Raw genomic sequence first — 24,095 nt, forward strand, 5'->3', positions numbered from 1 at the left:
GGCCATGCAGCAGCGGGTCTCACCGGCGGATGTCATAGCGCCCTTCGCGGCCATGCTGGCGGGCGATGCGCCCGGCAGCGGCAAGGCTGTGGTGGTCATCGCTCATCCGGACGACGAGACGGTCGGGATGGGCAGCGTTCTCCACTGTCTGCAGGACCTGCAGATTATTCATGTGACGGACGGCGCGCCGCGCGACATGGCCGATGCACATGCGTACGGCTTTTCGACCTGTGAGGACTATTCGCGGGCGCGCCGGGCCGAGTTGAACAAGGCCCTTGCGGAGGGCGGTGCATCGCACGCCGCGCTCGTCGAACTCGGAGTCCCCGACAAGGAGGCGGCGCGGAACCTCCCTCGCCTCTCGACCGAACTCGCCAGGCTGATCGCCAGCGCGCGTTTCGTCGTCACCCATTGCTACGAAGGCGGGCACCCGGATCATGATGCATGTGCCTTCGCGGTGCACGCGGCCTGCCGGTTGCTGCGCCAGCGGGAAGGTCTTTGCCCGGAGATCATCGAGGTGCCCCTCTATAACGCCGGCGAACAGGCCCCTTCGTTTCAAACCTTCCCTGCCGGACCCGGCCCGACGGCGATCGAAATGCCGCTCCCAGAGGACGCGCTCGATCGGAAGCGCCGGATGCTTGCCTGCTTTGCGACGCAACGCCAGGTGCTCGCGCCCTTCACCTCTCCGGTCGAGCGCTTCCGCAATGCGCCGGCCCACGACTTCCAGAAGCTGCCGAATGCAGGGCGGCTCTATTATGAGACGCTGCCCCTCGGCCTGACCGGCGCCGAATGGCTCGTGCTGGCCAGCGGCGCCTATGACGAACTGGGGCTTTCCCCACTATGAAGCTCACGGTCCTCAACGTTGCCTATCCGCTGGCGCCTGTCGGGCCGGATGCGGTCGGCGGTGCGGAGCAGGTGCTCTCGGCACTCGACCGCGCGCTCGTCGAGATGGGCCATCGCTCCATCGTTATCGCATGCGAGGGCTCCACGGCCGCCGGAACGCTGGTGAGCGTGCCTTTCGAGGTTGGCATTCTCGATGAGGCTGCAAAGGCGCGAGCGCATGCGCGCCACCGCGAAGCGATCGCTACGACGCGGCGGCGCTGGCCGGTCGATGTCGTCCACCTCCACGGCATCGATTTTCAATCCTACCTGCCGGATAACGGGCCGACGCTGGCTACCCTGCACCTGCCGCTCGATTGGTATTCCGCCGAGGCGCTCCGCCCTGCCCGGCCGGACCTGTGGCTGCACGCGGTCTCGCAATCCCAGCACCTGCTCGTCCCGGATGGTGCGATGCTGCACGGACCGATCCCCAACGGCGTGGATTTCGATGCACTGGCACGCCCCCACGCCAAGCGCAATTTTGCCCTCGTGCTCAGCCGCATCTGCCCTGAGAAGGGCATTCACCTGGCATTCGAGGCGTCCCGAATGGCCGATATGCCTTTGCTGGTAGCAGGGCGGGTCTACCGCTACGAAACACACGAACGCTATTTCCGCGACGAGGTGCTGCCGCGGCTGGACAGGCGGCGAAGGTTCCTGGGGCCGGTCGGCTTCATCCGCAAGCGGCGGCTCTTGAACGCCGCGCGCTGCCTTGTCATCCCGAGCCTGGCGGCGGAAACCAGCTCGCTCGTGGCCATGGAAGCGCTCGCCTGCGGAACGCCCGTCGTGGCATTCCCGAACGGCGCACTGCCGGAGGTGATCGACCACGGCCGTACCGGGTTTCTCGTGAACAGCCTAGTCGAGATGGCTGAGGCCATGGCTGCAGCCGGCTCGCTGGATCCGGAAACCTGCCGGGCAGAGGCGCGCCGCCGGTTCTCGCTGGAGAAAATGATCGCCGGCTACATGGATGCCTATCATGCGCTCGCCAGGCTTGGCCACGGCGTCTCCGCGGTGGCCTGAGGCAGAGCTGCCCCTGCGCACCGAGGTCATCGCGGGCCTCGACGACCTGCGCCGAATCGAGCGGCTCTGGTGGTCGCTCTGGGAGCGCTGCCCTCCGGCCACGCCCTTCCAATCGCCTGCGTGGCTGCTGCCCTGGTGGGAGGTTTTCGCGCCGGGGCGGCTTGCCGCGATCGCGGCGTGGCGTGATAACGAACTCTATGGCCTCGCAGCCTTCTATCTCGAACCAAACACTGACCGGCTTCTGCCGGCCGGCATTTCGCTCAGCGACTATCTCGATGTCCTCATCGATCCGGATTCGGAGGAGGAAGCGGGGACCGCGATTGTCCATACGGCAGTCGCCCTGCCCTGGCGCGAATGGAGTTTTGAGGACCTCGCGGCCGGAGCCTGCGCGATGCGCCTTCCGGTGCTTCCCGGAACAAAAGAAACCGTCTCGCCGCACCACGCCGCGCCCGTCATTCCGCTCTGCGGCGGCGATGATCTCTGCTGCTGCGTACCGGCCCGGCGCAGGCGGCAGTTGAGACGGGCGATTGCGGCTGCTGAGCGGCTCGGGGAAATTTCGATCGAGCGAAAGGAAGACGCACCCAAGCAATTCCTGGACGAACTCATCCGCCTGCATGGGGCACGTTGGGAGGGCGACGGCGTCCTGAACGGCGCGGACGTACTGCGCTTCCACAGGCTCGCCCTGCCCCGGCTGGCCGCTCGTGGGCTGGCGCGCTGCTGGCTGATGTCGATCGACGGCAAGCCGGTGGGCGCCTATTACGGTTTCGGCGACCACGACCGCGCCTATGCCTATATCGGCGGGTTCGACCCCGACTATTCCGAGGTCAGCCCCGGCTCGATCCTGACCGGACATGCGATCAGGCAAGCCATCCGCGAGGGCGCGCGCGAATTCCACTTCCTCAGGGGCGGCGAGGCGTACAAGTTCAGTTGGGGAGCCAAGGAGCGCTGGACCAGCCGGCGCGTGTTCACCCGGACCGAGACATCATGAGCCTGGACGGTAAGTTGGATCTGACCGAACCTTACGAGCCGCTCGCCCGGCGCATCTCCGGCGCGCAAACGATGGAAGCTGCACTTGTCGGGCTGATCCTGGAGACCGAGAGCTTAAGCGCGCTCCAGATACTGCTGCGAGAAGAGGCTGCTCGGACGAAAGATGAAAGCGGAGCCGTGCAGATTGCCGAAATGCAGCAGTTTCTGCGCAGACACCCGCAATCTTGGCGGCAGGTGCGTGGTGCGGCCAAAGCGGTGGACCATGCGCGCGGTAATGAAACTCCGGAGGAGGTGCTGGCCAGACTGGCGGAAAGCTTTGATGCGGCCGCCGCGATCTCGCCCGCCGCAGGCGTGGCACTGTATTCCCTCGGCGATGAGGGAAAGCTGGCGGCGATGACCGACGAGGCCGTCGAATGGCTGGAGCAACAAGGGCTCATCGCTCCCGATCGGGAGTTACTCGACCTCGGATGCGGCAGCGGCCGCTTCGAACAGGCGCTTTCCCCCAAAGTGCGCCGCATCGTCGGCACGGAGATCTCGCCGAGAATGCTGGAATGTTCCGGCAAGCGTTGCTCGGGGCTTACGAATGTTCAGTTTCGGCTTACCGATGGGCGCGACCTCGGCGGCTTTCGGGATCGGAGTTTCGACTGCATCCTTGCCGTCGACAGTTTTCCCTATCTGGTGCTCGCCGGCGGCGGTATAGCCGCCGCGCATGTGCGGGATTCCGGGCGCGTTCTGCGTGCCGGCGGGAGCTTGGTGATCCTGAACTATTCCTATGAAGGCGGCTTCGAGACCCAGCAGGCGGAGGTAACTGAGTTGGGCCGGCTCGCGGGCCTGGAACTCACGTCGGCCGCAAAGAACCCGTTCCGCCTATGGGACGGATCGGCGTTCCAACTTGATAAGCCCGGGCCTAGCCTGCGCGGCCGCAGTATGGGACGCGGCTCAACTCTTCGCGCTCGAATTCGGGTTGCGCTTGTCGGAGTCCGTGATCGGTCCCTTGGACGCTTTCGAGCCGCCGCCCCGCTCCTGCGCATTCCACTGCTGGCTGCCGACGTCACGCGGGGCGGATTACTAGTCGCTCCCGCTGGCGGGCTTGTCCGAAATCTTCTTGCCCGACCTGCTGCTTGGCCATCCGACGCCTCCTCGTTGCTGCCGGCCCAACCGATGCGGCACGATTTCGATCCGGCTCAGATAGGGGAACCATTCCCTGCGGCGTCCCGTTGGTCCGGTAACGAAAGGAGATCAAAATGACGGCAAAAGCTCCTCCGACACCCCCCGAAAACCAGAGCCATAAAGGCACGGGCGACATGAAGACGGCACCTCGCGACGAGCAGCCGAAGGGCGGAACTTCGGTCGACAATCCGGATAAACGCGGCCACCAGGGCAATTCAGCCATAAACCTCACGCCGCAACGCAAAGTGCAGGATCGATAGGAGGGCAGGATGTCCACTTCAAGCAAGCATCCCAACACCATTCGCCAAGGCGGGCCCGGCGCCTCGCACGAGAACGCCAAAAAGCCGCTTCAAGTGAACAAGCCGCAGGCGGACTCCGACCAGCGACATCACAGCAAGGTCTCCGGCGGCGGTGGAGAGAAGGACATCCGCCACACGCACAACCCTGAGACCAAAGGCTCGCAGCGGCAGACGCACTGATCAGAGAATCGTTTTTTGCAGGAGGCGACAAATGGCAAATGCCAGCAAGAAGCACATGGGCATTGGCGCCCACGGGAAGGGATCCGGCGAGGGGGCGATGACCACCATGCCGAAGGACATGGTGCCGGAAAATGCCATCCTGTCCAACCGCGACAAGGCCCAGCACTCCAAAGAGCGCGGCCACGACAGCCGTGGATCTATGACCGACCAGTATCAGGACCATTCCGGAAACCGCATTCCGGAAGAGTAGGGTTTCCTCACCTTACTCTCAGACGGGTCGCTCCCGGGCGGCCCGTTGAATTTTCAGGCGTGGCGCTGATCCATCTGCATCAGCCACCGGGCCATCAGGATGAGCGCCGCGACGACATAGAGGCTGCAGGCCGGGATCCACATGATCAGTCCGGCGAGTGCCTGATCCTCCGACCTTGTCATGCCGATCAGTTCCATCGGATCACGGCCGTCGGGGTACCAGAGCTTCGTCGAAAAGGTGAGCAGCGCACCCAGCAGCGCCGCCTGGATCGAAGTGAAGAAGAGGGCCAGCACCGCCGCCCCCTGGCCGTGCCGGCGCTGGTCCCGATCGAGTACGGCGATCCAGAAGAATGCGGCCGAGACGACGAAAGACAGATGCTGGATCACATGCAGCCCTTCGTTCCTCACCGCCGCTTCGAAGAAGGACGGCACGTGCCAGACCCATATCACCGCCGTATGCAGCAGCGTGGCGCTGGTGAGTTCGGTGAAGGCCCGCCATGCCCATCCGAGCACGGGGCCCCGAAGCAGCCGCATCAGCGGCTGCCGCCAGCCGTGCGGCACACCCCATAAAAGCACCGGCCCCGGGCGCGCCGCCACCATCAGCGGGACCGCGATGATCATCATGATCTCGTGCTCGATCATGTGGGCCGAGAACAGCCGTGTGCCGTAGGCATGGAGCGGAGACATCAGCGCCAGCGCAAGGGTGGCAAAACCGGCCCAGAACAGGACGGCGGACCTCCACCGGTCCGCGCTGCCGCGGCGAGCGAGCCTGCTGCTTCCGGCGGCATAAAGGACGGCGAGCACGAACATGGGCCACACCACCCAGGGCTCGAAGCTCCACCCGAGGGCTTCCGCCGCGTGGTTGCCGCCCTCATGGGCATAGGCTGGCGTCATCCCTCGGCTCTTCTCCGCGCGCCTGCTGAAGGCATCTCACTTCGCCGCGAACACCTGCGACGAAGCTTTGTTCCCTGCATCGCAGACCCGCCCTGCCGGCATGGGAGCGATGACGGTGCAGCGCACGGGTCGGACGCTTCGCCGAGTGCCTGAGATGCCTTCCGATCGTCGAGAGACCAAAAACAGAGCGGCTATCCTGCCGATTGGGCCAGAAATGTTTTTCGGTCAGATTAGTCTTCCCGAAGGGAACCTTCGCGGAAGTGCCAAGTTGGACCTGCGGATCGCAGTCCCTTCGCAAATCCCTGCGATGTCGTGAGGTCCCTCCCGCCTGGCACGACGGCCCGTCGCGATCCCCTCACGCGACGGGCTCCGCGGGGAAGAATGTCAGAGCGTTATCCTGTACTTGGCGAAGCCGCCCTCGCCTTGCCCTGCGGACTCGATCTTCACCGCCTTCAGGTCGGCGATGAAGTCCTTGGCCTTCGGGCCGGTCTCGAAGATGACCGTGGCGCCGCCGAGCGGCGCAAAGGACCAGTTGTCGTCGGCTGACGGATTGATGGTCTTCTGCTCGACGATGTAGCGCACAATGACGTCGCGGTTGGTGTCCGGAGCCTCGAAGACGATCTTGGATTCGTTGATCTCCGGGAAATTTCCCCCGCCGCCGGCACGGTAGTTGTTCGTCGCGACGACGAACTTCTGGGCCGGGTCGATGGGCTTGCCGTCGAACATCAGGTCCTTGATGCGGCTCGAGGAGGCGTTGAGCACCGCGCCCTTGGGGTCGTATTTAGGAGGCTGCGACAGGTCGATCCTGTAGGTCACGCCGTCGATGACGTCATAATTGTAGGACGGGAAGTCCGGATTGATCAGCTTCTGGTCCGGCTTGCCCGGCTCGATCTGGTTGAAGATGCCGGCCGACATCTCCAGCCACTCCTTCACCTGCGCGCCGGTGATGGCAACCGCCCGCACCGTGTTCGGATAGAGGTAGAGGTCGGCCACATTCTTGATGGCGATGTCGCCGGCCGGCACATCCGTATAGTAGTCCGGTCCGCCGCGACCACCCGCCTTGAAGGGCGCGGCCGCCGAGAGAACCGGCAGGTCCTTCCACTCGCTCCCCTTCAACAGATCCTTGATGTACCAGGTCTGCGCCTGGCTCACGATCTGTACCGAGGGATCGTCAGCGACTAGGGCGAAGTAGGAGTAGAGCGGCGCCGCCGTCTTGCCGACCGGCCGGCGCACATAGGCGAGCGTCGCCTCGTGGTCCTCCTTGAGCGCCTCGACCACGCGCTCGTCGTCCTTCACCGTCGCCTTGTTCTTGTTGTCGACGCGCTCGAAGATCGGCAGCGCCTCAGAGGTCGCCGAAACCACCCGCCATTTCGAACCGTCGCGATCGAGGAGGAGATCGATCAGGCCCATATGCGAGCCCCAGAAGCCGCCCATGACGGCGGGCTTGCCCTGCAGCGTGCCCTTCTGGGGGTCGACGCCCTCCAGGCCTTGAAAATCCTTCTTGCCTGGGAAGACCAGGTGCTGGTGGCCGGTGAACACGGCGTCGATGCCCTCAACACCCGCCAGGAAGAAGGATGCATTCTCCATCATGGCGGTCTGCCTCACGTCGATGCCGGAGTGCGAAAGCGCGACCACGATGTCCGCGCCCTCCTCCTTCATCTGCGGCACCCAGGCTCTGGCCGCCTCGACGATGTCGCGCGTCATCACGTTGCCGGCGAGGTTCTTGGCGTCCCAGATCATGATCTGCGGCGGGACGAAGCCGATAAAACCGATCTTGATCGGGTGCTCCGTGCCGGCGCCGTCCTTGAGCTTCTTTTCCACGATCAGGTAGGGCTTGAGGTAGAGCTTGTCGTCGCGTGGGTTTGCGCCGAGTTCGGTGCCGCGGATGAGATTGGCGCAGACGACCGGGAATTTCGCGCCGCCGAGCACCTTGTCCATGAAGGACAGGCCGTAGTTGAACTCGTGGTTACCGAGCGTCGACACCTCGTAGCCGAGGACGTTCATGCCCTTCATCACCGGGTGGACGTCGCCTTCCTTCAATCCCTTCTCATAGGCAATGAAGTCGCCCATCGGATTGCCCTGCAGGAAATCGCCATTGTCGACGAGGATGGCGTTGGTCGCCTCGCTGCGCACCGCGTTGATCAGGGAGGCCGTCCGCGACAGGCCCATCGTGTCGTTCGGCTTGTCCGCATAGTAGTCATACGGCAGCACGTTCACGTGAATGTCGGTGGTCTCCATGATGCGCAGATGCGCCTGGTTGGCCTGCGCTCGGGCCGAGAACGGGTGAAGGATGATCAGGGCTCCGGCGGCGGCACTGCCGGCGAGGAAGGAACGGCGCGAGAGAGATGGCGGGGTATGATCCATAGACTTCTCCTGAAGGCGCGTGGACAAATCCGGTTGCTGGAAAGACTTTCGCTGCAACGACGAAGCGAGTCCAGCAGTCTTGGAAGACGTTGGCGTGACTTTGTGCAGCGGCTCGTCGCCATTGAGCGGCACCCTGTCGCGATTCCATCGGCCTAGGCTGAGCCTGGGGCATAGAGTTCCATAAGCAGGGAGGAGCGAGCCGCAATGACCGCAGACGATCCCGACGAAAAGCCCGGCGCCACCTATGCATCGCCGCCCTGCTTCATGCACGAGGTCGAGGGTCTGGCCGAACCCACGAATCCAGCCGATCCTGTGCTTTGGGCCGATGTTCGCCGCTGGCGAAAGGCCAAGCGCGAACGGCTGATCGCAGCGCGATTGGAAATCTCCGCCGACAGGCGGGCAGAGATGTCGGCCCGGATCGCGGAAGGGATCGATGCGGCGATCGGCAGCCCCGCCGGAAAGACGGTGAGCCTCTACTGGCCGTTCCGCGGCGAGCCGGACCTGCGCGGCTGGATGGCCTCGCTGGTGGCGCGTGGCGGTCGGCCGGCCTTGCCGGTCGTCATCGAGAAGGGCCAGCCGCTGGTCTTCCGCGCCTATAGACCGGGCGACCGGCTGGAGAAGGGCGTATGGAACATCCCGATTCCAGCGGACGGCGAAGAAGTAATCCCGGATGTCGTCATCGCGCCGGTCGTCGGGGTCGACCCGGGCAACTACAGACTGGGCTACGGGGGCGGCTTCTTCGACCGGACGCTTGCCGCCCTGCCCCGCAAGCCACTGGTGATAGGCGTCGGCTACGAGATGCAGCGGATCCCGACGATCTACCCGCAGCCGCACGACATTCCGATGAGCCTCATCGTCACCGAGGCTGCGGGCCCTGCGTGATCAGCCGCGCGCTGCGGCTCCCCGTCGTATAGGTCCACAACCAACTCAGCGCCACGAATATGCGGTTGCGCAGACCGATCAGGAAGAAGATGTGGACGAAGCCCCAGAGCCACCAGGCGATCCTGCCGCGGAACGACAGGTCTCCGAAGTCAATGACGGCCGCCCGCTTGCCAATGGTCGCGAGATCGCCTTCGTGCTTGTAGAGGAAAGGTCGCGGGGACCATTCACCGCCAAGCCTTGCCTTGATCGTTTCGGCAACATGCCTGCCCTCCTGCTTGGCTGCCGGCGCGATACCGGGAACGGTACGTCCGTCGGGGCGCTTGACGAGCGCCGTATCCCCGATGGCGAAGATGTCGGGGTGGCCCGGTACGGTCAGGTCGTCCCCGACGATCACCCTTCCTGCCTTGTCGGCCGCCACTCCCAGCCACTCCGCCGCCGGCGATGCGGCAACTCCGGCGGCCCAGAGGATGGTCCTCGACGGCAGGCGGGTTTCGCCGATCTTCACACCCTCAGCGTCACAGGCCGTGACCTGGTGGCCTAGCTTCACTGTCACACCAAGGCGTTCCAGCGCCGATTTCGCATATTCCGAAAGTTCCGGCCGAAATGCCGGCAAGACCCGGTCGCCCCCTTCGATCAACACGACCCGCGCCTGCGCCGGATCGATCAACCGGAACTCGCCGGGGAGAATCTCCTTCGCCAGTTCCGCGATGGTTCCGGCAAGCTCGACCCCCGTGGGGCCACCGCCGACGATCACGAAGGTCAGGAGTGCCTGGCGCTCGTCCTCATCCAAATCGCGCTCGGCATTCTCGAATGCAAGCAGGATGCGCCGCCGGATCGTGGTCGCATCCTCCAGCGTCTTGAGGCCGGGCGCGAACTCCTCCCACTCGTCATGGCCGAAATAGGAGTGACGCGCACCGGTGGCGAGCACCAGCGTGTCGTAGGCGATCGACGTGCCGTCGTCGAGAACGATGCATTTGAGCTTCGCATCGACCCCCGTCACAGTCGCAAGAAGAGTGGTCACCTCCTGCTCGCGCCGTAAGAGATGGCGGATCGGCCAAGCGATCTCGGAAGTGCCCAGCGAGGTGGTCGCCACCTGATAGAGCAGTGGCTGGAACAGGTGATGGTTGCGCTGGTCGATCAAGGTTATGCGCACGGGAGCGTCGGCCATGGCGCGCGTGAATTCGAGGCCGCCGAAGCCGCCGCCCACCACGACCACGTGATGCTGCTCTCCGCTCATCCAGATCGCCACGCTTCGATGGTGAAGTGTGGCGGGAGACAGGCAGATTCAAGCGGGCAATTAGGCCATCTCGGGCTTCAGCCCCAGCGCCGTCCGGTCGACGATCTCGCGCAGCGCGAAGGAGGAATTGATCTTCGTCACATGCGGCATGGCCGACAGCCACTCCTTGTGGATCCGCTCGTAGTCGGCAAGGTCTTTTGCGGCAATGCGCAGGATGTAGTCGTATTCCCCCGACATGAGATGGCAGGAGAGAACGTTCGGGCAGCGCTTGATCGCGGCCTCGAACTCGGACAGCGATTTCTCGAACTGGCCAGACAGCGATATGTGGACGATAGCTGTCATCTGATGGCCGAGAGCCGCGTTGGAAAGCCGCGCGTGATAGCCTCGAATGACCCCCGTCTTCTCCAGGTTGTCGAGCCGCCGCGAGCAGGCGGATTGCGACAGTCCGACCTTCTCGGCGAGCGCCGCATTGGACACTCTGCCGTCCTTCTGAAGCGTGTCGAGAATGGCAATATCGATCCTGTCCAGAGCCATTCCTGAAGCTTCCTTCGGCCAGTGCCCCCACTGGCGCAAGAAGTAACGAACAAGCGGGGCTTGGACAACCGTCTTCGCAAGGACCTACGTGCCGCAGGGTGATTTAATCTATTCCCTAGGGGAAAGGCCTACAGGCTGGAGGAAACGACAATGCGTGTCGGCTGCCCAAAGGAGATCAAGAACCATGAGTATCGCGTCGGGCTCACCCCCGGCGCCGTCCGCGAATATGTCGCACACGGCCACGAGGTGCTGGTCGAGACCGGCGCGGGAGCCGGCGTTGGCGCCGACGACGGCGCCTATCGCGCCGCGGGCGCCTCAATCGCCAGGACGGCCGAGGAAGTGTTCGCGCGCTCAGACATGATCGTGAAGGTCAAGGAGCCCCAGCCGAGCGAATGGGTGCAGTTGCACGAAGGGCAGATCCTGTACACTTATCTGCACCTCGCTCCCGATCCGGAGCAGACCAAGGGCCTGCTCGCCTCCGGCGTGACGGCAGTCGCCTACGAAACAGTAACCGACGACCGCGGCGGCCTGCCGCTGCTTGCGCCAATGTCGGAAGTGGCTGGACGCCTTTCCATCCAGGCGGGCGCTACCGCCCTGCAGAAGCCCAATGGCGGCCGCGGCGTGCTGCTTGGGGGCGTGCCCGGCGTGCTGCCCGGTAAGGTCGCCGTGATTGGCGGGGGTGTGGTGGGCCTGAATGCGGCGAAGATGGCGGTCGGCCTGGGCGCCGACGTCACGATCATCGAGCGCTCGATTCCGCGCCTGCGCCAGCTCGACGACATATTCAACGGCCGTGTCCACACGCGCTACTCGACCGTCGAGGCGCTCGAAGAAGAGTGTTTCTCGGCCGACGTGGTGGTCGGCGCCGTGCTCATCCCGGGTGCCGCCGCCCCGAAGTTGGTCACCCGCGAGATGCTGTCGGGCATGAAGAAGGGCGCGGTGCTGGTCGACGTCGCCATCGACCAGGGCGGCTGCTTCGAGACCTCGCATCCAACCACGCACGCCGACCCGACCTACGAGATCGACGGCATCCTCCATTACTGCGTCGCCAATATGCCGGGAGCGGTGCCCGTCACCTCGGCGCATGCGCTGAACAACGCGACATTGCACTACGGCCTGCAACTCGCGGACAAGGGCCTCAAGGCGATCGTCGACGACGCGCATCTGCGCAACGGCCTCAACGTCCACAAGGGCAAGATCACCAACCGCGCCGTGGCCGAGTCCCTCGGCTATGAGTTGGCGGAGCCGAAGGCGGTGCTTGCCGCCTGATGGGAGCCGGCATCGTCGTTCCACCTTTCACCCGCCGGCCCAACCGGCGGGTTTCTTTCGTGAGGGATGCGCGTAACGCGCCTTCTTCGCCATGTCGCTTTGCTGGCCCAATTGGTCGCCGCCACCGCAACGCCTGATCGATTGCGCCGTCATATTCCGCCTCGCTCAGCCAAAGTGAGGGTCAGTATCATGAACGCCGCCGTAGAGCCCGCCGAACAGGCCGTTCCGGCAGACCGCGCCCGCCGCGGCGGACGCGCCGGCAAGCGCGCCGGCGCAGGCGCGTCCTTCGAGCAGCCCGCCTTTCAACAGTTGAGGCGCCCCTTCGCACCGACCAACCTCATCTCCGAGGACGAGCTCGAGTCGATCCATCTCGCTTCCCTGCGGGTACTCAAGGAGATCGGCGTCGACGTGCTGCACGACGATGCGCGCCGCATCATGAAGGCGCATGGCGCGGACGTGCGCGAGGATTCGGTGCGCGTGCGCTTCGATCCGGACGTGATCATGGGCCTCATGGCACACTGCCCGTCCGAATTCACGGTGCACGCGCGAAATCCGGCGCACAACGTGCGCTTCGGGGGCGACAACATCGTCTTCTCGCAGATGGCCTCCGCGCCGAACTGCTCTGACATCGACCGTGGCCGGCGCCCCGGCAACCAGGAAGACTACCGCAACTTCCTGCGCCTGGCGCAGATGCACAATATCCTGCACACGACCGGCGGCTATCCGGTCGAGCCGATCGACATCCACCCCTCGATCCGCCACCTGGAATGCATCCGCGACCTCGCCACGCTGACCGATAAAGTCTTCCACATCTATTCGCTCGGCCTCGAGCGCAATGTCGACGGCATCGAGATGACCCGGATTGCGCGCGGCATCTCGCGCGAGCAGTTCGAACGCGAGCCGTCTGTCTATACGATCATCAACACCAACTCACCGCTCAAGCTCGACGTGCCTATGATGGAGGGCATCATCCAGATGTCCGGCGCCGGCCAGGTGGTGATCGTCACGCCCTTCACCCTGTCGGGCGCCATGGCCCCGGTCACGATCGCGGGTGCACTGGTCCAGCAGAACGCCGAAGCGCTGGCCGGGCTCTCCTTCACGCAGATGGTGCGGAAGGGCGCGCCGGTGGGCTATGGCGGCTTCACCTCCAACGTCGACATGAAGTCGGGCGCGCCGGCCTTCGGCACGCCGGAATACATGAAGGCGCAGTTGGTCGGCGGGCAGTTGGCGCGCCGCTACGGCATTCCTTACCGCACCTCGAACGTCTGCGCCGCGAACACTGTCGATGCCCAGGCGGCATATGAGAGTGTGTTCTCACTCTGGGGCGCGATCCAGGGCGGCGGCAATTTTGTCCTGCACGGGGCGGGCTGGCTCGAAGGCGGCCTGCGCTGCTCCTACGAGAAGACGATCCTCGACATCGACCTCCTGCAGATGATTGCGGAGTTCCTCACGCCGCTCGACCTGTCTGAGGACGCGCTGGCGATCGATGCCATCCGCGACGTCGGCCCCGGCGGGCACTTCTTCGGCACGCCGCATACGCAGTCACGCTACAAGAACGCCTTCTACGCGCCGATCCTGTCCGACTGGCGCAATTTCGAGACTTGGTCGATGGCCGGCTCCCCGACCGCAATCGAACGCGCCAACCGCATCTGGAAGGAACGGCTGGCGAGCTACGAGCAGCCGGCGATGGACCCGGCCATCCGCGAGGAACTCGACGCCTTCGTCGAGAAGCGCAAGGCCGAAGGCGGCGCCCCGACGGATTTCTGATCTCATCATGGCCCCCATACGCGAACACCCCCGGAGGATGGTGGTCACCAACGGAGTGGGGGAACCACGTAATTTGCCTGGCCAATCCAATCCATCTTCTCACCCTACGGACCCATCCTTATGAAATCCCACGTCAAAGCGGTTGTGATCGGCGGCGGTGTCGTCGGCTGTTCGGTGCTCTACCATCTCGCCCGTGCGGGCTGGACCGACGTCATGCTGATCGAGCGCTCGGAGCTGACCTCCGGCTCGTCCTGGCATGCGGCCGGCGGCTTCCATACGCTGAACGGCGACCCGAACGTCGCCAAGCTGCAGGCCTACACCGTGCAGCTCTACAAGGAACTGGAGGAGATCTCCGGCCAGTCCTGTTCGCTGCACCTCACCGGCGGCGTGATGATGGCCGATACGCCGGAGCGCATGGACTTCCTCAGGCTCGCCCACGCCAAAGGGCGCTATCTCGGCATGGACACCGAACTGATCACGCCTTCGGAAGCGAAGGCGATGTTCCCGCTGATGGACGAGACGAATTTCGTCGGCGCCATGTGGGACCCGGTCGAGGGCCATCTCGATCCGTCCGGCACCACCCATGCCTACGCCAAGGCGGCAAAGAATCTCGGCGCCGAAATCGTCCTGCGCAACCCGGTGAAGGAGCTTACCCAGGATCCCGACGGCACTTGGAACGTGATCACCGAGCAGGGCACGGTTAAGGCCGAGCACGTTGTGAACTGCGGCGGCCTGTGGGCGCGCGAGGTCGGCCGCATGGTCGGCGTCGAGCTGCCGGTGCTCGCCATGGAGCACATGTATCTGCTCACCGAGCCGATGCCGGAGGTCGAGGCCTTCAACAAGGAAACCGGCCGCGAGATGGTCGGCGTGCTCGACTTCAAGGGCGAGATCTACACGCGCCAGGAGCGCAACGGCATCCTGCTCGGCACGTATGAAAAGGCCTGCAAGCCGTGGTCGCCGGTCAACACGCCGTGGGACTTCGGTCACGAACTGCTTCAGCCCGACCTTGATCGCATCGCGCCTTCGCTCGAACTCGGCTTCAAGCACTTCCCTGGGATCGCCAGTGCCGGGATCAAGCAGGTTATCAACGGCCCCTTCACCTTTGCGCCGGACGGCAACCCGCTTGTCGGCCCGGTGCAGGGGCTCACCAATTTCTGGTGCGCCTGCGCCGTCATGGCCGGCTTTAGCCAGGGCGGCGGGGTCGGCTTGGCGCTGTCCAACTGGATGGTGAACGGCGATCCGGGCTTCGACGTTTGGGGCATGGACGTCTCGCGCTTCGGCGAATGGGCGTCGCTCCGCTACACCAACGCGAAGGTCCGCGAAAACTATTCGCGGCGGTTCTCGATCCGCTTCCCCAACGAGGAATTGCCGGCCGCCCGCCCCGCGCAGACGACGCCGCTGTGCGACATCATGGTCGCGCAGAACGCGGTCATGGGCGACAGCTGGGGCCTGGAGACGCCGCTCTGGTTCGCGCCGAAGGGCACCGAGGCGAAGGACATCGTATCGTTCCGCCGTTCCAACGATTTCGAGCATATCGGCGCGGAAGTTCGCGCGACGCGTGAGAGCGTCGGCGTCACCGAGATCGCCAACTTCGCCAAGTACGAGGTCACCGGTCCCGGGGCGGAGGATTTCCTCAACCGGCTGATGACCAACCGCATGCCGAAGAAGGGCCGCATCGTGCTCACCCCGATGCTGAACGAGTTCGGCAAGCTGATCGGCGACTTCACCATCGCCCGCGCCGGCGACGAGCGCTTCATGATCTGGGGCTCGTCGGCCGCCCAGAAGTATCACATGCGCTGGTTCGAGAAGCACCTGCCCAAGGACGGCTCGGTGCGTATCCACCGCTTCGACCAGACGCTGGTCGGTCTCTCCATCGCCGGCCCGAAGGCGCAGGAACTGCTGCAGAAGCTTGCCGATGTGGACGTCTCCACCAAAGCATTCAAATTCATGGATTTTCGCGAGATGGCGGTCGGCGGCGCGCCCTGCATGGTCAACCGCGTCACCTATACCGGCGATCTCGGTTACGAGATCTGGATGCCGCCGGCCTACCAGCGGCTGGTCTACGCCGCCATCAAGTCGGCCGGCGAGGAGTTCGGCATCGTCGACTTCGGCATGCGCGCGCTGCTGTCCATGCGGCTTGAGAAGAATTTCCCGACCTGGTTCCGCGAACTGCGGCCCATCTACGGCCCCTTCGAGGGCTCGATGGACCGCTTCACCAAACTGGAGAAGAACGACTTCATCGGCCGAGAGGCGGCCGCGAAGGAGCATGCAGACGGGCCGAAGCTGCGGCGTGTCTCCCTCATCGTCGACGCGCTCGACGCTGACGTCATGGGTGACGAGCCGATCTGGGCGAAGGTGAAGGGCCGCGATTTCGGCACGGTCGAGAAGCCGCACGGCTACGGCGCGCCGCGCTTCGATGCCACCGGCGAGGAGGTACGCTCCTCCACGGCCGCAACGGGCGCGTCAGCGGTCCGCGGCATCCACGACGGCGAATGGTCGGTGGTGGGCTGGGTGACCTCGGGCGGCTACGCGCATTACGTGGAGAAGTCGCTCGCCCAGGGATACGTCCCGGCCGAACTGGCCGACGACGAGAGCGAGGGCCTGTTCGAAATCGAGATCCTTGGCGAGCGCCGGCCCGCGCGCATCAACCGCGTGGCGCTGTTCGACCCGGCGGGCGAGAAGATGCGCGGGTGATTTGACACCCTTCGTGTGCGGCAGGTCCATGGGGCTTTGCCGCACCGCAAGCGGGATGCGCTAGCGTCCCGCCTCAAGGTTTCCGAGTACACCAGGCAGCGCGCCGGGCAGATCGTCGGCGATCAGGCCCGGCCCCAACGAGCGCGCCGCTTCCGCATGCATCCAGGCCGCGGCGCAGGCTGCTTCGAAGGCGGGCATGCCCTGCGCAAGCAGGCCAGCGATGATGCCGGAAAGCACGTCCCCCGATCCGGCCGTTGCGAGCAGAGGCGTGCCATTGAAGTTGATGGCGGCTCGGCCGTCCGGGCTGGCAATCACCGTATCGGGTCCTTTCAAGAGCACCACCGCCGAGGCGCGCTGGGCCGCAAGCCGGGCGCGCTCCAGCTTGGAACCGGACTGAGCGGCAAGATCCGGGAAGAGTCGCGCGAACTCGCCTTCGTGGGGCGTCAGGACCAATGGACCCTCATAGGCGGCGCTGACCTCGAAGAAGCCCTCCGGATCAAGCGCAAGCGCCGTGATCGCGCTGGCATCGACCACGACCGCCGGGTTTTCGCCTGCCCCCAGCAGTTCCCTCAACATGGCCGCGGTAGGCTCTTCCGGTGCCAGCCCGGGGCCGAACACGATGGCTCGGACGCGTCGATCCGAGATGAAGTCGAGCGCCTCCACCCCAGAATCGCAACGGCGCAGCATGATCGAGGTGAGATGGGCGGCGTTGACCAGAAGCGCGGCCGAGGGCGAAAGGAGCGTCACCGCCCCTGCCCCGGCGCGTGCGGCGGCAAGTGCCGAAAGGCGGACGGCGCCGGTCGCCGACGGACCTCCCGAAAAAGCCGCGACGTGGCCGCGCGAATATTTGTGCACGTCGACAGCCCAGGACGGGAGAGTTTTGCGCCAGAGATCCGGCCGGTTTTCGAAACATTTCGGTCCAACGGAAGCGACCACGCTGTCCGGTATGCCGATGTCGGCGACGATGACCTCGCCGCAGTTCGTGCGGCCCGGCAGCAGCAGATGCCCGGGCTTCAATCGCGCAAACGTCACCGTAAGTTCGGCGCTGAAGGCGGTTCCCAGGATTTTACCGGTCTCGCCTGAAACCCCGCTGGGAAGATCGACCGCAAGCACCGGGGCCCGCGCCTCGGCCGTGAACTCGATTGCCCTCATGACCGTTCCGCTCACCGGGCGGTCCAACCCAGCCCCGAAGATCGCATCGACGACCAGGTTGCCCTTTGTCGGCGCGTACTCGGCAAGCGGCCGCGGCTCTATCCGGCAGTCCGTCCGGGCGCGGGCGGCGTCGGTTCCCTTCTTCGGGCTTCCTTCGGCAAAAAGTGCGACCTCGATACCAGAGCGTCGGAGGATCTCCGCGACCACATAGCCGTCACCGCCATTGTTGCCCGGCCCGCACAGCACATCGACGCGGGATGCCCCGGGATAGCGCGAGAGTGCCGTCGAGGCGACGGCCTGCCCGGCGCGCAGCATCAGCCCGTAGCCATCCAGCGGTCCCGCAGCGATCGTCCTGCGGTCGCATTCGCTCATCTCCGCCGGCGTGAGCACTTCAAGCCGCATGATCCATTCTCCGTCCACGGGAGAGATAGCATAGGGTTCAGCAGCGCGAACACTTATTGGGTGAGCCACCCAACCCGCCCAAATTTTAGGCACAATGCCCAATTCAGGGGCTGCCTAAAGATCAATCGGCAATATCCTCGACGGCGACCTCGCATCATCCGCCCGCGAGGGACCCTTTCGACGCAAGGGAAGCCCTCTACATAGGGGCTGATCGGCAAACTGGCACGGAACCTGCTAGATGATAGGCAAGGCGGGCCTCGACAGCCCGCAAATTTTTGACTGGAGGCCTGACCCGATGAAGAAGATTGAAGCGATCATCAAGCCGTTCAAGCTCGACGAGGTGAAGGAGGCGCTCCAGGAAGCCGGCCTGCAGGGCATCACCGTTATCGAAGCGAAGGGCTTTGGCCGTCAGAAGGGCCACACCGAACTATACCGCGGCGCCGAATATGTCGTCGACTTCCTGCCCAAGGTGAAGATCGAGGTGGTGCTCGGCGACGACGCGGTCGAGGGGGCAATCGAAGCGATCCGCAGGGCCGCGCAGACCGGCCGCATCGGCGACGGCAAGATCTTCGTGTCCAACATCGAGGAAGTCGTGCGCATCCGCACCGGCGAAACCGGCATGGATGCCATCTGAGGCACCGTCCGGCGCCTCGTCCAACCGTTTTTCAGAACGTCATCAGAACAGGAAAGAGACATGACGACAGCCAACGACATCTTGAAGCAGATCAAGGACAACGACGTGAAATTCGTCGACCTGCGCTTCACCGATCCGAAGGGCAAGCTTCAGCACGTGACGATGGATGTCGCCGAGGTAGACGAGGACATGTTCGCCGACGGCGTCATGTTCGACGGCTCCTCGATCATCGGCTGGAAGGCCATCAACGAGTCCGACATGGTGCTGATGCCCGACCCGGAGACGGTCCACATGGATCCGTTCTTCGCGCAGTCCACCATGGTGATTCTCTGCGACATCCTCGATCCGGTCACCGGCGAGGCCTACAACCGCGACCCGCGCGGCATCGCCAGGAAGGCTGAAGCCTATCTGCGCTCCGAGGGCATCGGCGACACCGTCTATGTCGGCCCGGAGGCCGAGTTCTTCGTGTTCGACGACGTCAAGTACAAGGTCGACCCGTACAACACCGGCTTCAAGCTCGACTCGACCGAACTGCCGTCGAACGACGACACCGATTACGAGACCGGCAACCTCGGCCACCGCCCGCGCGTCAAGGGCGGCTATTTCCCCGTTCCGCCGATCGATTCCTGCCAGGACATGCGCTCCGAGATGCTGTCGGTGCTGGCGGAGATGGGTGTGCGCACCGAAAAGCACCACCACGAGGTCGCGGCCGCGCAGCATGAACTCGGCCTGAAGTTCGACACCCTGCTCCGCAACGCCGACAAGATGCAGATGCACAAATACGTCGTGCATCAGGTCGCTAATGCCTACGGCAAGACGGCCACCTTCATGCCGAAGCCGATCTTCGGCGACAACGGCTCGGGCATGCACGTGCACATGTCGATCTGGAGGGAAGGCAAGCCGACCTTCGCCGGCAACGAGTATGCGGGACTCTCCGAGAACTGCCTTTACTACATCGGCGGCATCATCAAGCACGCCAAGGCCATCAACGCCTTCTCCAACCCGCTCACCAACTCCTACAAGAGGCTGGTGCCGGGCTACGAGGCTCCGGTGCTGCTCGCCTATTCGGCCCGCAACCGCTCCGCGTCCTGCCGCATCCCCTTCGGCTCCTCGCCGAAGTCGAAGCGCGTCGAGATCCGCTTCCCCGATCCGGGCGCGAACCCCTATCTCTGCTTCGCCGCCCTGCTGATGGCCGGCCTCGACGGCATCAAGAACAAGATCCATCCCGGCCAGGCCATGGACAAGGATCTCTACGACCTGCCGCCGAAGGAGTTGAAGAAGATCCCGACCGTCTGCGGTTCGTTGCGCGAAGCGCTGCAGAGCCTCGACAAGGATCGCGGCTTCCTGAAGGCCGGCGGCGTCTTCGACGACGACCAGATCGACAGCTACATCGAACTGAAGATGGCCGAGGTCATGCGCTTCGAGATGACCCCGCACCCCGTCGAGTTCGACATGTACTATTCGGTGTGATCCGTCTTAAGGCACGGACTGCGAAAACCCCGGCGGCGACGCCGGGGTTTTTTGTTGGGGTGCCAGCTTCGGCGCAACGTAACCGCCCCTGAGGCGTCGCCCTCCGCTGCTGGAAACCCCGAGTACCGATTCCCGCCGAAGCTTCGGATGGTCGCCTGTCTGCGATCAGGCTTTGACGACATCCGTCTCCAGCGGATAGCTGCCCTTGGTCGCCCGCCAATGGGCGGCGGCGAAGCCGAGCACGACAAGCGCGAATCCCTGATGCAGCAGCGCACCATCCAGCGGGACCTGCATGAGGAGCGTGACGATGCCGATCGCCGCCTGGATAACGACCAGACCGAACAGCACGATTGTGCGGCGAGCGTGCGTGGTGCCCGGCGCAGAGGACAGGGTCGCCAGCATATGCCAGAGCGCCGCAGCCAACAGAATGTAGGCTCCGAGCCTATGTATGAACTGCACGGTCTTGGGATTCTCGAAGAGATTCACCCATGCCGGCTGCTGGACAGATAGCCCGCCCGGGACGAGGCTGCCGTCCATCAGCGGCCAAGTATTGTAGCTCAACCCGGCGTCCAGGCCTGCGACCAGCCCGCCGAGATAGATCTGAATGAGGACGAAGAGCACGATCACGCCGGCAAAACGCTGTACTGGGCGCGAGGTTGGGCCTTCGGAGTGCGGCGCCAGCCCGCGCGCGACCAGCATTGTCGCCATGAAGATCAGCGCGGCGATGGTGAGGTGGGTGGCGAGGCGATACTGGCTGACGTCGACACGTTCTGACAGGCCAGAGGCCACCATCCACCAGCCGATCGCACCCTGCAGGCCACCCAGGGCCAGGATGCCGAGGAGCTTCGGCCCGAGGCCGCGCTCGATCCGGCGGGTCGCCCAGAAATAGATCAGCGGCAGCGCGAAGACGAAGCCGACGCCGCGCGCGAGCAGTCTGTGCGCCCATTCCCACCAGAAGATCGTCTTGAACTCGTCCAGGCTCATGCCCTTGTTGATCTGCTGGTACTGCGGGATCTCCCGATACTTCGCGAGTTCCTCCTGCCATTCCGCCTCGTTGAGGGGCGGGATGATGCCGTGGATCGGCTTCCACTCGGTGATGGACAGTCCAGAGTCGGTCAGCCGGGTCGCGCCGCCGACCAGGACCAGGGCGAAAAGCACCACGAGCACGCAATAAAGCCAGCCCCGGACCATAACCCGATTGCGCAGGAGCCGATCCCGCTCGGTCAGAGGCGATCGCACGTCAGTAATGGCTGCCATGAGAGAAGAATTCCGTGAATTCGCAGGATTGGTGGACCAGACTGCGTGGAGTTGCAAGCCGGCCTCACGCGACACGCAGTCGCGCGCGGTTTTGCTTTCGACGCCATCGGTTGCGCCGCCGCTCGTTCCGAATTAACGGAGCGGGGATGGAGCAAAGATGCCGATCCGTCTGAAGAAACTCATCGGGACCGTCCTGCTGATTGCGCTCGTCGTGCTTTATGCACTGGTTGCGAGCGCCGTCGCCGTGGCAAGACTGGGCGACGCGGGCGCGCTCGCCCAACTGGCGTTCTTCATCTTCAGCGGCCTTTTGTGGATTTTGCCGGCCATGGCCATCATCAAATGGATGATGGTACCGCGGCGAGACTGAGCACCTGCGGCTAACCGGCCGACTAGCCTATACGGTGACGACGAGCCTGCCCGGATTGGCGAGCGGCGTGATCACGCCGGACAGCATCGTCCTGATGTAGCCGAGTTGCTGATAGCGGCCGTTGATCGAAATGCGCGGCAGCGCGTGGGGATGACTTTCATGCTGCGGCTGGATCAGGCCATGCCGGGTGGTCACGGCGGACGTGAACCCTGCCTCGGCGGCGAGCTTCACTTCGCGGCAGCCGACCGCGCTTCTGTAGCCGTAGGGATAAGCCATGTGCCTGGGACGGGCCCCCAGCCGCGCCTCCAGTATGTCGGCTGCCTCCACCATCTCCCGGAGCGCCTCATCCGCCTGCAGCCGTTTCAGATTGTAGTGGTGCACCGTGTGCGCGCCGATCGTCACCAGCGGATGCCTTGAAATCCGCTCGATCTCCGCCCAGTCCATGAAAGCGGCCCTGCTCAGCGCGGCAGCGCCGACGCCATGCGCCTCGGCCAAGGCGGAGAGAAACGCATGGCGATCATGCTCCGCCAGTCCCTTGCGAAGGTGATCGTGCAGCCAGGCATTCGCCCCGACCGGATCGTCCTGCGCGTTCAGGGTGACGTCCCCGTCCGTCGTGGGCACCCGCACGATCTTGCTGCGAGCGACGATCTCCTCTACCAGTTCCCACCAGGGGAAGGCCGTGACATCAAGCAACCCTGGCGCGATGTAGATTGTGATCGGCACGCCGTGGGCTTCGAGAACGGGCAGGGCCTCCATCAGGTTATCGCGATAGCCGTCATCGGCGGTGATGCTGGTGAAGCGCCGCCCTCCCCGACCATGGCGAAGCCGGACAAGCGCCTCGTCGATCGTGACGAACTCATAGCCGTCGGCTTTCAGTGTACCGATCAGCCGGTCGAGGAACTCCGGCGTGATGGCGAGATGCCGGTTGAAGCCTCGCGCCCGATCCGGGTCGACCGTGACCCTATGCAGCATAAGGATCGCGCCGATCCCGCCGAGGATCGGCCGTGCCAGCGGGGCGAGGCCGGAGGCCAGATTGAGGACCAGCTTGCGAAGGGCCTCCCGGCCGTGGAGCATTCGTTCACCTTTTCGGCCTAGGCTCGCCCGGCTCCCGCACAGGCACAGCGTCCATCATCGGACCATGCATAGGTTGGAAGGATTGAAGGATGGTTGATGCCATGGCCAAGGCAGATTCCTTCGCGCCCAATGCCGTCGCTTCCAGATCCGGCAATCCAGCGGACGCGATTGCGATTAGCCCGGCGAACGCCGATGTGCTGGGCAAGTACAGGGCGATCGCCATCCGAGGCATCCATACGCCTGCGCAACACCCAGTCTGGATCGAGGGCTGGGTGGAAGCCACCGCGCCGCAAGCCTTCGTCGCCACGTTTTCGGAAAACAGACATCCCGTTTTCGCAATCGCGCTGGAGGTCGTGAAGACCGGCCCCTGTCACACGGCCCGTCTTCTTGGCGGGCGACACGCCAACGGCAATTTCGCGCCGGTCGACCCGTCTTGGTTGGCAGCCGCGGGCGAAAAGCCATTCCGCGCGTTGCCGGCGGCGATTGCGCGCTCCCTGCCCGGCGTCGACATCCTCGCTCTGGAGCGACTAGCCCCGGCACACGGCGGATGTCCCAATCCGCTTCTGGCGCTCCCTCACACCCGGAGCCCGAACATCTCGCTGGCCGTCGACCTGTCGGGCGGGTTCGAACAGTACATGGCCCGCCCCAACGGCAAGCGCAAACGCAAGAAGCACCGCTCCGATGAGCGCAAGTTCGAAGCGGCCGGCGGCTTCCGACGCTACGAGGCGGGTTCCGAGAGCGAGGTGAAGGCGCTGCTGGACGCCTTCTTCGAGATGAAGGCAGCGCGTTTTCGCAAGGCCGGCATCCCCAATGTGTTCGCAGAGCCCGAAGTGCAAAACTTCTTCAGGCGGCTGTTCACAAAGTCTCTTTCGCACTCGCCAAAGCCGTTCTCGCTGCAAGGACTGGAGGTCGGCGGCAGTCTGCGCGCGATGACCGCTTCGAGCCGAACCAGCGACCGCCTCATCTGCGAATTCGGCGCGATCGCCGACGATGAACCTTCAAACGCCAGCCCCGGCGAGTTCCTGTTCTACGAGAACATCAGGGAGACCGCCGAACAGGGTCTTCCCCTCTACGATTTCAGCGTGGGCGACGAACCCTACAAGCGCGGCTGGTGCGACATCGAGACGGTCCACTACGATGTGATCGTCCCCCTGAGCATGAAAGGGAGGCTTTACGCCGCTTGGCTGCGGATGCTTGCCACCCTCAAGCTGGGGGTGAAGAATAGCCCGATGATATGGCGGTTTGCCAAGGCGATCAGACGGCGCACTCTCGGGCAGAGCGAGGGAAAGCCGAGCGTGGAAAGCGACTAAGCCGATGCCCGCC

General features: G+C 64.5%; 21 protein-coding genes and 1 pseudogene. 15 read left to right on the forward strand and 7 right to left on the reverse strand.

Going from position 1 to position 24,095, the window contains the following annotated elements:
• Positions 1-4: 4 nt before the first annotated feature.
• From HUI96_RS02825 to HUI96_RS02855, 7 genes and pseudogenes are all read left to right on the forward strand, one after another.
• The gene (locus HUI96_RS02825) at positions 5-841 is read left to right on the forward strand and encodes a PIG-L deacetylase family protein (RefSeq protein WP_188253077.1); all 837 of its coding nucleotides are present in this window, start codon (positions 5-7) and stop codon (positions 839-841) included.
• Entirely contained in the window at positions 838-1,893 is a 1,056-nt protein-coding gene (locus tag HUI96_RS02830) for a glycosyltransferase (protein ID WP_188253078.1), read from the forward strand. The genes HUI96_RS02825 and HUI96_RS02830 overlap by 4 nt, the downstream gene beginning before the upstream one ends.
• On the forward strand, positions 1,850-2,881 hold the full coding sequence (locus HUI96_RS02835; RefSeq protein WP_188253079.1) for a GNAT family N-acetyltransferase: 1,032 nt from the start codon (positions 1,850-1,852) through the stop codon (positions 2,879-2,881). Before HUI96_RS02830 ends, HUI96_RS02835 begins: the two co-directional genes overlap by 44 nt.
• A 392-nt stretch (positions 2,882-3,273) precedes the next feature.
• Positions 3,274-3,642: pseudogene (locus HUI96_RS30025) on the forward strand (class I SAM-dependent methyltransferase); the annotation flags it as partial.
• Between the two features lie 482 nt (positions 3,643-4,124).
• On the forward strand, positions 4,125-4,310 hold the full coding sequence (locus HUI96_RS02845) for a hypothetical protein (protein WP_188253081.1): 186 nt from the start codon (positions 4,125-4,127) through the stop codon (positions 4,308-4,310).
• 9 nt (positions 4,311-4,319) lie between these two features.
• The gene (locus HUI96_RS02850) at positions 4,320-4,529 is read left to right on the forward strand and encodes a hypothetical protein (RefSeq protein WP_188253082.1); all 210 of its coding nucleotides are present in this window, start codon (positions 4,320-4,322) and stop codon (positions 4,527-4,529) included.
• A gap of 31 nt (positions 4,530-4,560) precedes the next feature.
• A complete protein-coding gene (locus HUI96_RS02855) occupies positions 4,561-4,779 on the forward strand; it encodes a hypothetical protein (RefSeq protein WP_188253083.1) in 219 nt (72 codons plus the stop codon).
• 53 nt (positions 4,780-4,832) lie between these two features.
• Here HUI96_RS02855 and HUI96_RS02860 read toward each other — a convergent pair whose 3' ends face one another.
• Together HUI96_RS02860 and HUI96_RS02865 are read right to left on the reverse strand one after the other, a co-directional pair.
• Entirely contained in the window at positions 4,833-5,672 is an 840-nt protein-coding gene (locus HUI96_RS02860) for a cytochrome c oxidase assembly protein (protein ID WP_188253084.1), read from the reverse strand.
• Between the two features lie 384 nt (positions 5,673-6,056).
• A complete protein-coding gene (locus HUI96_RS02865) occupies positions 6,057-8,036 on the reverse strand; it encodes a bifunctional 2',3'-cyclic-nucleotide 2'-phosphodiesterase/3'-nucleotidase (protein ID WP_188253085.1) in 1,980 nt (659 codons plus the stop codon).
• A gap of 204 nt (positions 8,037-8,240) precedes the next feature.
• On the opposite strand from HUI96_RS02865, the gene HUI96_RS02870 reads away from it, so the two are divergent.
• Positions 8,241-8,918, forward strand: a complete 678-nt coding sequence (locus HUI96_RS02870) for a 5-formyltetrahydrofolate cyclo-ligase (protein ID WP_188253086.1) — start codon at positions 8,241-8,243, stop codon at positions 8,916-8,918.
• Here HUI96_RS02870 and HUI96_RS02875 read toward each other — a convergent pair.
• A complete protein-coding gene (locus HUI96_RS02875) occupies positions 8,893-10,155 on the reverse strand; it encodes an NAD(P)/FAD-dependent oxidoreductase (RefSeq protein WP_188253087.1) in 1,263 nt (420 codons plus the stop codon). The genes HUI96_RS02870 and HUI96_RS02875 overlap by 26 nt on opposite strands.
• Positions 10,156-10,215: 60 nt before the next feature.
• Complete coding sequence (locus HUI96_RS02880) at positions 10,216-10,689, reverse strand: Lrp/AsnC family transcriptional regulator (protein ID WP_188253088.1); 474 nt, start codon at positions 10,687-10,689, stop codon at positions 10,216-10,218.
• Between the two features lie 150 nt (positions 10,690-10,839).
• Here HUI96_RS02880 and ald point away from each other — a divergent pair, with 150 nt between their 5' ends.
• The 3 genes from ald (at position 10,840) to HUI96_RS02895 (ending at position 16,416) form a co-directional block, all read left to right on the forward strand.
• On the forward strand, positions 10,840-11,955 hold the full coding sequence (gene ald, locus HUI96_RS02885; protein ID WP_188253089.1) for an alanine dehydrogenase: 1,116 nt from the start codon (positions 10,840-10,842) through the stop codon (positions 11,953-11,955).
• A 189-nt stretch (positions 11,956-12,144) separates the two neighbouring features.
• Positions 12,145-13,722 carry a trimethylamine methyltransferase family protein gene (locus tag HUI96_RS02890; protein WP_188253090.1) on the forward strand — a complete coding sequence of 526 codons (1,578 nt, stop codon included), beginning with the start codon at positions 12,145-12,147 and terminating at the stop codon, positions 13,720-13,722.
• 120 nt (positions 13,723-13,842) lie between these two features.
• A complete protein-coding gene (locus tag HUI96_RS02895; RefSeq protein ID WP_188253091.1) occupies positions 13,843-16,416 on the forward strand; it encodes a GcvT family protein in 2,574 nt (857 codons plus the stop codon).
• Between the two features lie 60 nt (positions 16,417-16,476).
• Here HUI96_RS02895 and HUI96_RS02900 read toward each other — a convergent pair whose 3' ends face one another.
• A complete protein-coding gene (locus HUI96_RS02900) occupies positions 16,477-17,970 on the reverse strand; it encodes an NAD(P)H-hydrate dehydratase (protein ID WP_188253092.1) in 1,494 nt (497 codons plus the stop codon).
• A 295-nt stretch (positions 17,971-18,265) separates the two neighbouring features.
• Here HUI96_RS02900 and HUI96_RS02905 point away from each other — a divergent pair, with 295 nt between their 5' ends.
• Both HUI96_RS02905 and glnA read left to right on the forward strand, forming a co-directional pair.
• Complete coding sequence (locus HUI96_RS02905; RefSeq protein ID WP_188253093.1) at positions 18,266-18,604, forward strand: P-II family nitrogen regulator; 339 nt, start codon at positions 18,266-18,268, stop codon at positions 18,602-18,604.
• Positions 18,605-18,664: 60 nt separating this feature from the next.
• Positions 18,665-20,074: a type I glutamate--ammonia ligase gene (glnA, locus tag HUI96_RS02910; RefSeq protein ID WP_188253094.1), complete on the forward strand. Its 1,410-nt coding sequence runs from the start codon at positions 18,665-18,667 to the stop codon at positions 20,072-20,074.
• A gap of 165 nt (positions 20,075-20,239) precedes the next feature.
• Here glnA and HUI96_RS02915 read toward each other — a convergent pair whose 3' ends face one another.
• Entirely contained in the window at positions 20,240-21,331 is a 1,092-nt protein-coding gene (locus HUI96_RS02915) for a COX15/CtaA family protein (RefSeq protein ID WP_188253095.1), read from the reverse strand.
• Positions 21,332-21,488: 157 nt separating this feature from the next.
• Between HUI96_RS02915 and HUI96_RS02920 the strand changes: the two genes are divergently transcribed.
• A complete protein-coding gene (locus HUI96_RS02920) occupies positions 21,489-21,698 on the forward strand; it encodes a DUF2842 domain-containing protein (RefSeq protein WP_188253096.1) in 210 nt (69 codons plus the stop codon).
• Positions 21,699-21,725: 27 nt separating this feature from the next.
• Here the strand turns inward: HUI96_RS02920 and HUI96_RS02925 are convergent, their stop codons facing one another.
• On the reverse strand, positions 21,726-22,772 hold the full coding sequence (locus HUI96_RS02925) for a polysaccharide deacetylase family protein (RefSeq protein WP_188253097.1): 1,047 nt from the start codon (positions 22,770-22,772) through the stop codon (positions 21,726-21,728).
• 101 nt (positions 22,773-22,873) lie between these two features.
• Here HUI96_RS02925 and HUI96_RS02930 point away from each other — a divergent pair, with 101 nt between their 5' ends.
• Complete coding sequence (locus tag HUI96_RS02930; RefSeq protein WP_237683913.1) at positions 22,874-24,082, forward strand: GNAT family N-acetyltransferase; 1,209 nt, start codon at positions 22,874-22,876, stop codon at positions 24,080-24,082.
• Positions 24,083-24,095: the final 13 nt, after the last annotated feature.

Origin of the sequence: Pseudaminobacter soli (ex Zhang et al. 2022) (assembly GCF_014595955.1) — a bacterium.
GTDB classification, from domain to species: domain Bacteria; phylum Pseudomonadota; class Alphaproteobacteria; order Rhizobiales; family Rhizobiaceae; genus Kumtagia; species Kumtagia pseudosoli.

Bases quoted from the DNA above. Each gene is read 5' to 3' on its own strand.
- HUI96_RS02915 (WP_188253095.1), bottom strand. From the start codon at position 21,331: ATGGCAGCCATTACTGACGTGCGATCGCCTCTGACCGAGCGGGATCGG.
- HUI96_RS02895 (WP_188253091.1), top strand. From the start codon at position 13,843: ATGAAATCCCACGTCAAAGCGGTTGTGATCGGCGGCGGTGTCGTCGGC.
- glnA (WP_188253094.1), top strand. From the start codon at position 18,665: ATGACGACAGCCAACGACATCTTGAAGCAGATCAAGGACAACGACGTG.
- HUI96_RS02825 (WP_188253077.1), top strand. From the start codon at position 5: ATGCAGCAGCGGGTCTCACCGGCGGATGTCATAGCGCCCTTCGCGGCC.
- HUI96_RS02830 (WP_188253078.1), top strand. From the start codon at position 838: ATGAAGCTCACGGTCCTCAACGTTGCCTATCCGCTGGCGCCTGTCGGG.
- HUI96_RS02905 (WP_188253093.1), top strand. From the start codon at position 18,266: ATGAAGAAGATTGAAGCGATCATCAAGCCGTTCAAGCTCGACGAGGTG.
- HUI96_RS02930 (WP_237683913.1), top strand. From the start codon at position 22,874: ATGGCCAAGGCAGATTCCTTCGCGCCCAATGCCGTCGCTTCCAGATCC.
- HUI96_RS02925 (WP_188253097.1), bottom strand. From the start codon at position 22,772: ATGCTCCACGGCCGGGAGGCCCTTCGCAAGCTGGTCCTCAATCTGGCC.
- HUI96_RS02855 (WP_188253083.1), top strand. From the start codon at position 4,561: ATGGCAAATGCCAGCAAGAAGCACATGGGCATTGGCGCCCACGGGAAG.
- HUI96_RS02865 (WP_188253085.1), bottom strand. From the start codon at position 8,036: ATGGATCATACCCCGCCATCTCTCTCGCGCCGTTCCTTCCTCGCCGGC.
- HUI96_RS02870 (WP_188253086.1), top strand. From the start codon at position 8,241: ATGACCGCAGACGATCCCGACGAAAAGCCCGGCGCCACCTATGCATCG.
- HUI96_RS02835 (WP_188253079.1), top strand. From the start codon at position 1,850: ATGCGCTCGCCAGGCTTGGCCACGGCGTCTCCGCGGTGGCCTGAGGCA.
- HUI96_RS02900 (WP_188253092.1), bottom strand. From the start codon at position 17,970: ATGCGGCTTGAAGTGCTCACGCCGGCGGAGATGAGCGAATGCGACCGC.
- HUI96_RS02875 (WP_188253087.1), bottom strand. From the start codon at position 10,155: ATGAGCGGAGAGCAGCATCACGTGGTCGTGGTGGGCGGCGGCTTCGGC.
- HUI96_RS02845 (WP_188253081.1), top strand. From the start codon at position 4,125: ATGACGGCAAAAGCTCCTCCGACACCCCCCGAAAACCAGAGCCATAAA.
- HUI96_RS02860 (WP_188253084.1), bottom strand. From the start codon at position 5,672: ATGACGCCAGCCTATGCCCATGAGGGCGGCAACCACGCGGCGGAAGCC.
- HUI96_RS02890 (WP_188253090.1), top strand. From the start codon at position 12,145: ATGAACGCCGCCGTAGAGCCCGCCGAACAGGCCGTTCCGGCAGACCGC.
- HUI96_RS02920 (WP_188253096.1), top strand. From the start codon at position 21,489: ATGCCGATCCGTCTGAAGAAACTCATCGGGACCGTCCTGCTGATTGCG.
- HUI96_RS02880 (WP_188253088.1), bottom strand. From the start codon at position 10,689: ATGGCTCTGGACAGGATCGATATTGCCATTCTCGACACGCTTCAGAAG.
- ald (WP_188253089.1), top strand. From the start codon at position 10,840: ATGCGTGTCGGCTGCCCAAAGGAGATCAAGAACCATGAGTATCGCGTC.
- HUI96_RS02850 (WP_188253082.1), top strand. From the start codon at position 4,320: ATGTCCACTTCAAGCAAGCATCCCAACACCATTCGCCAAGGCGGGCCC.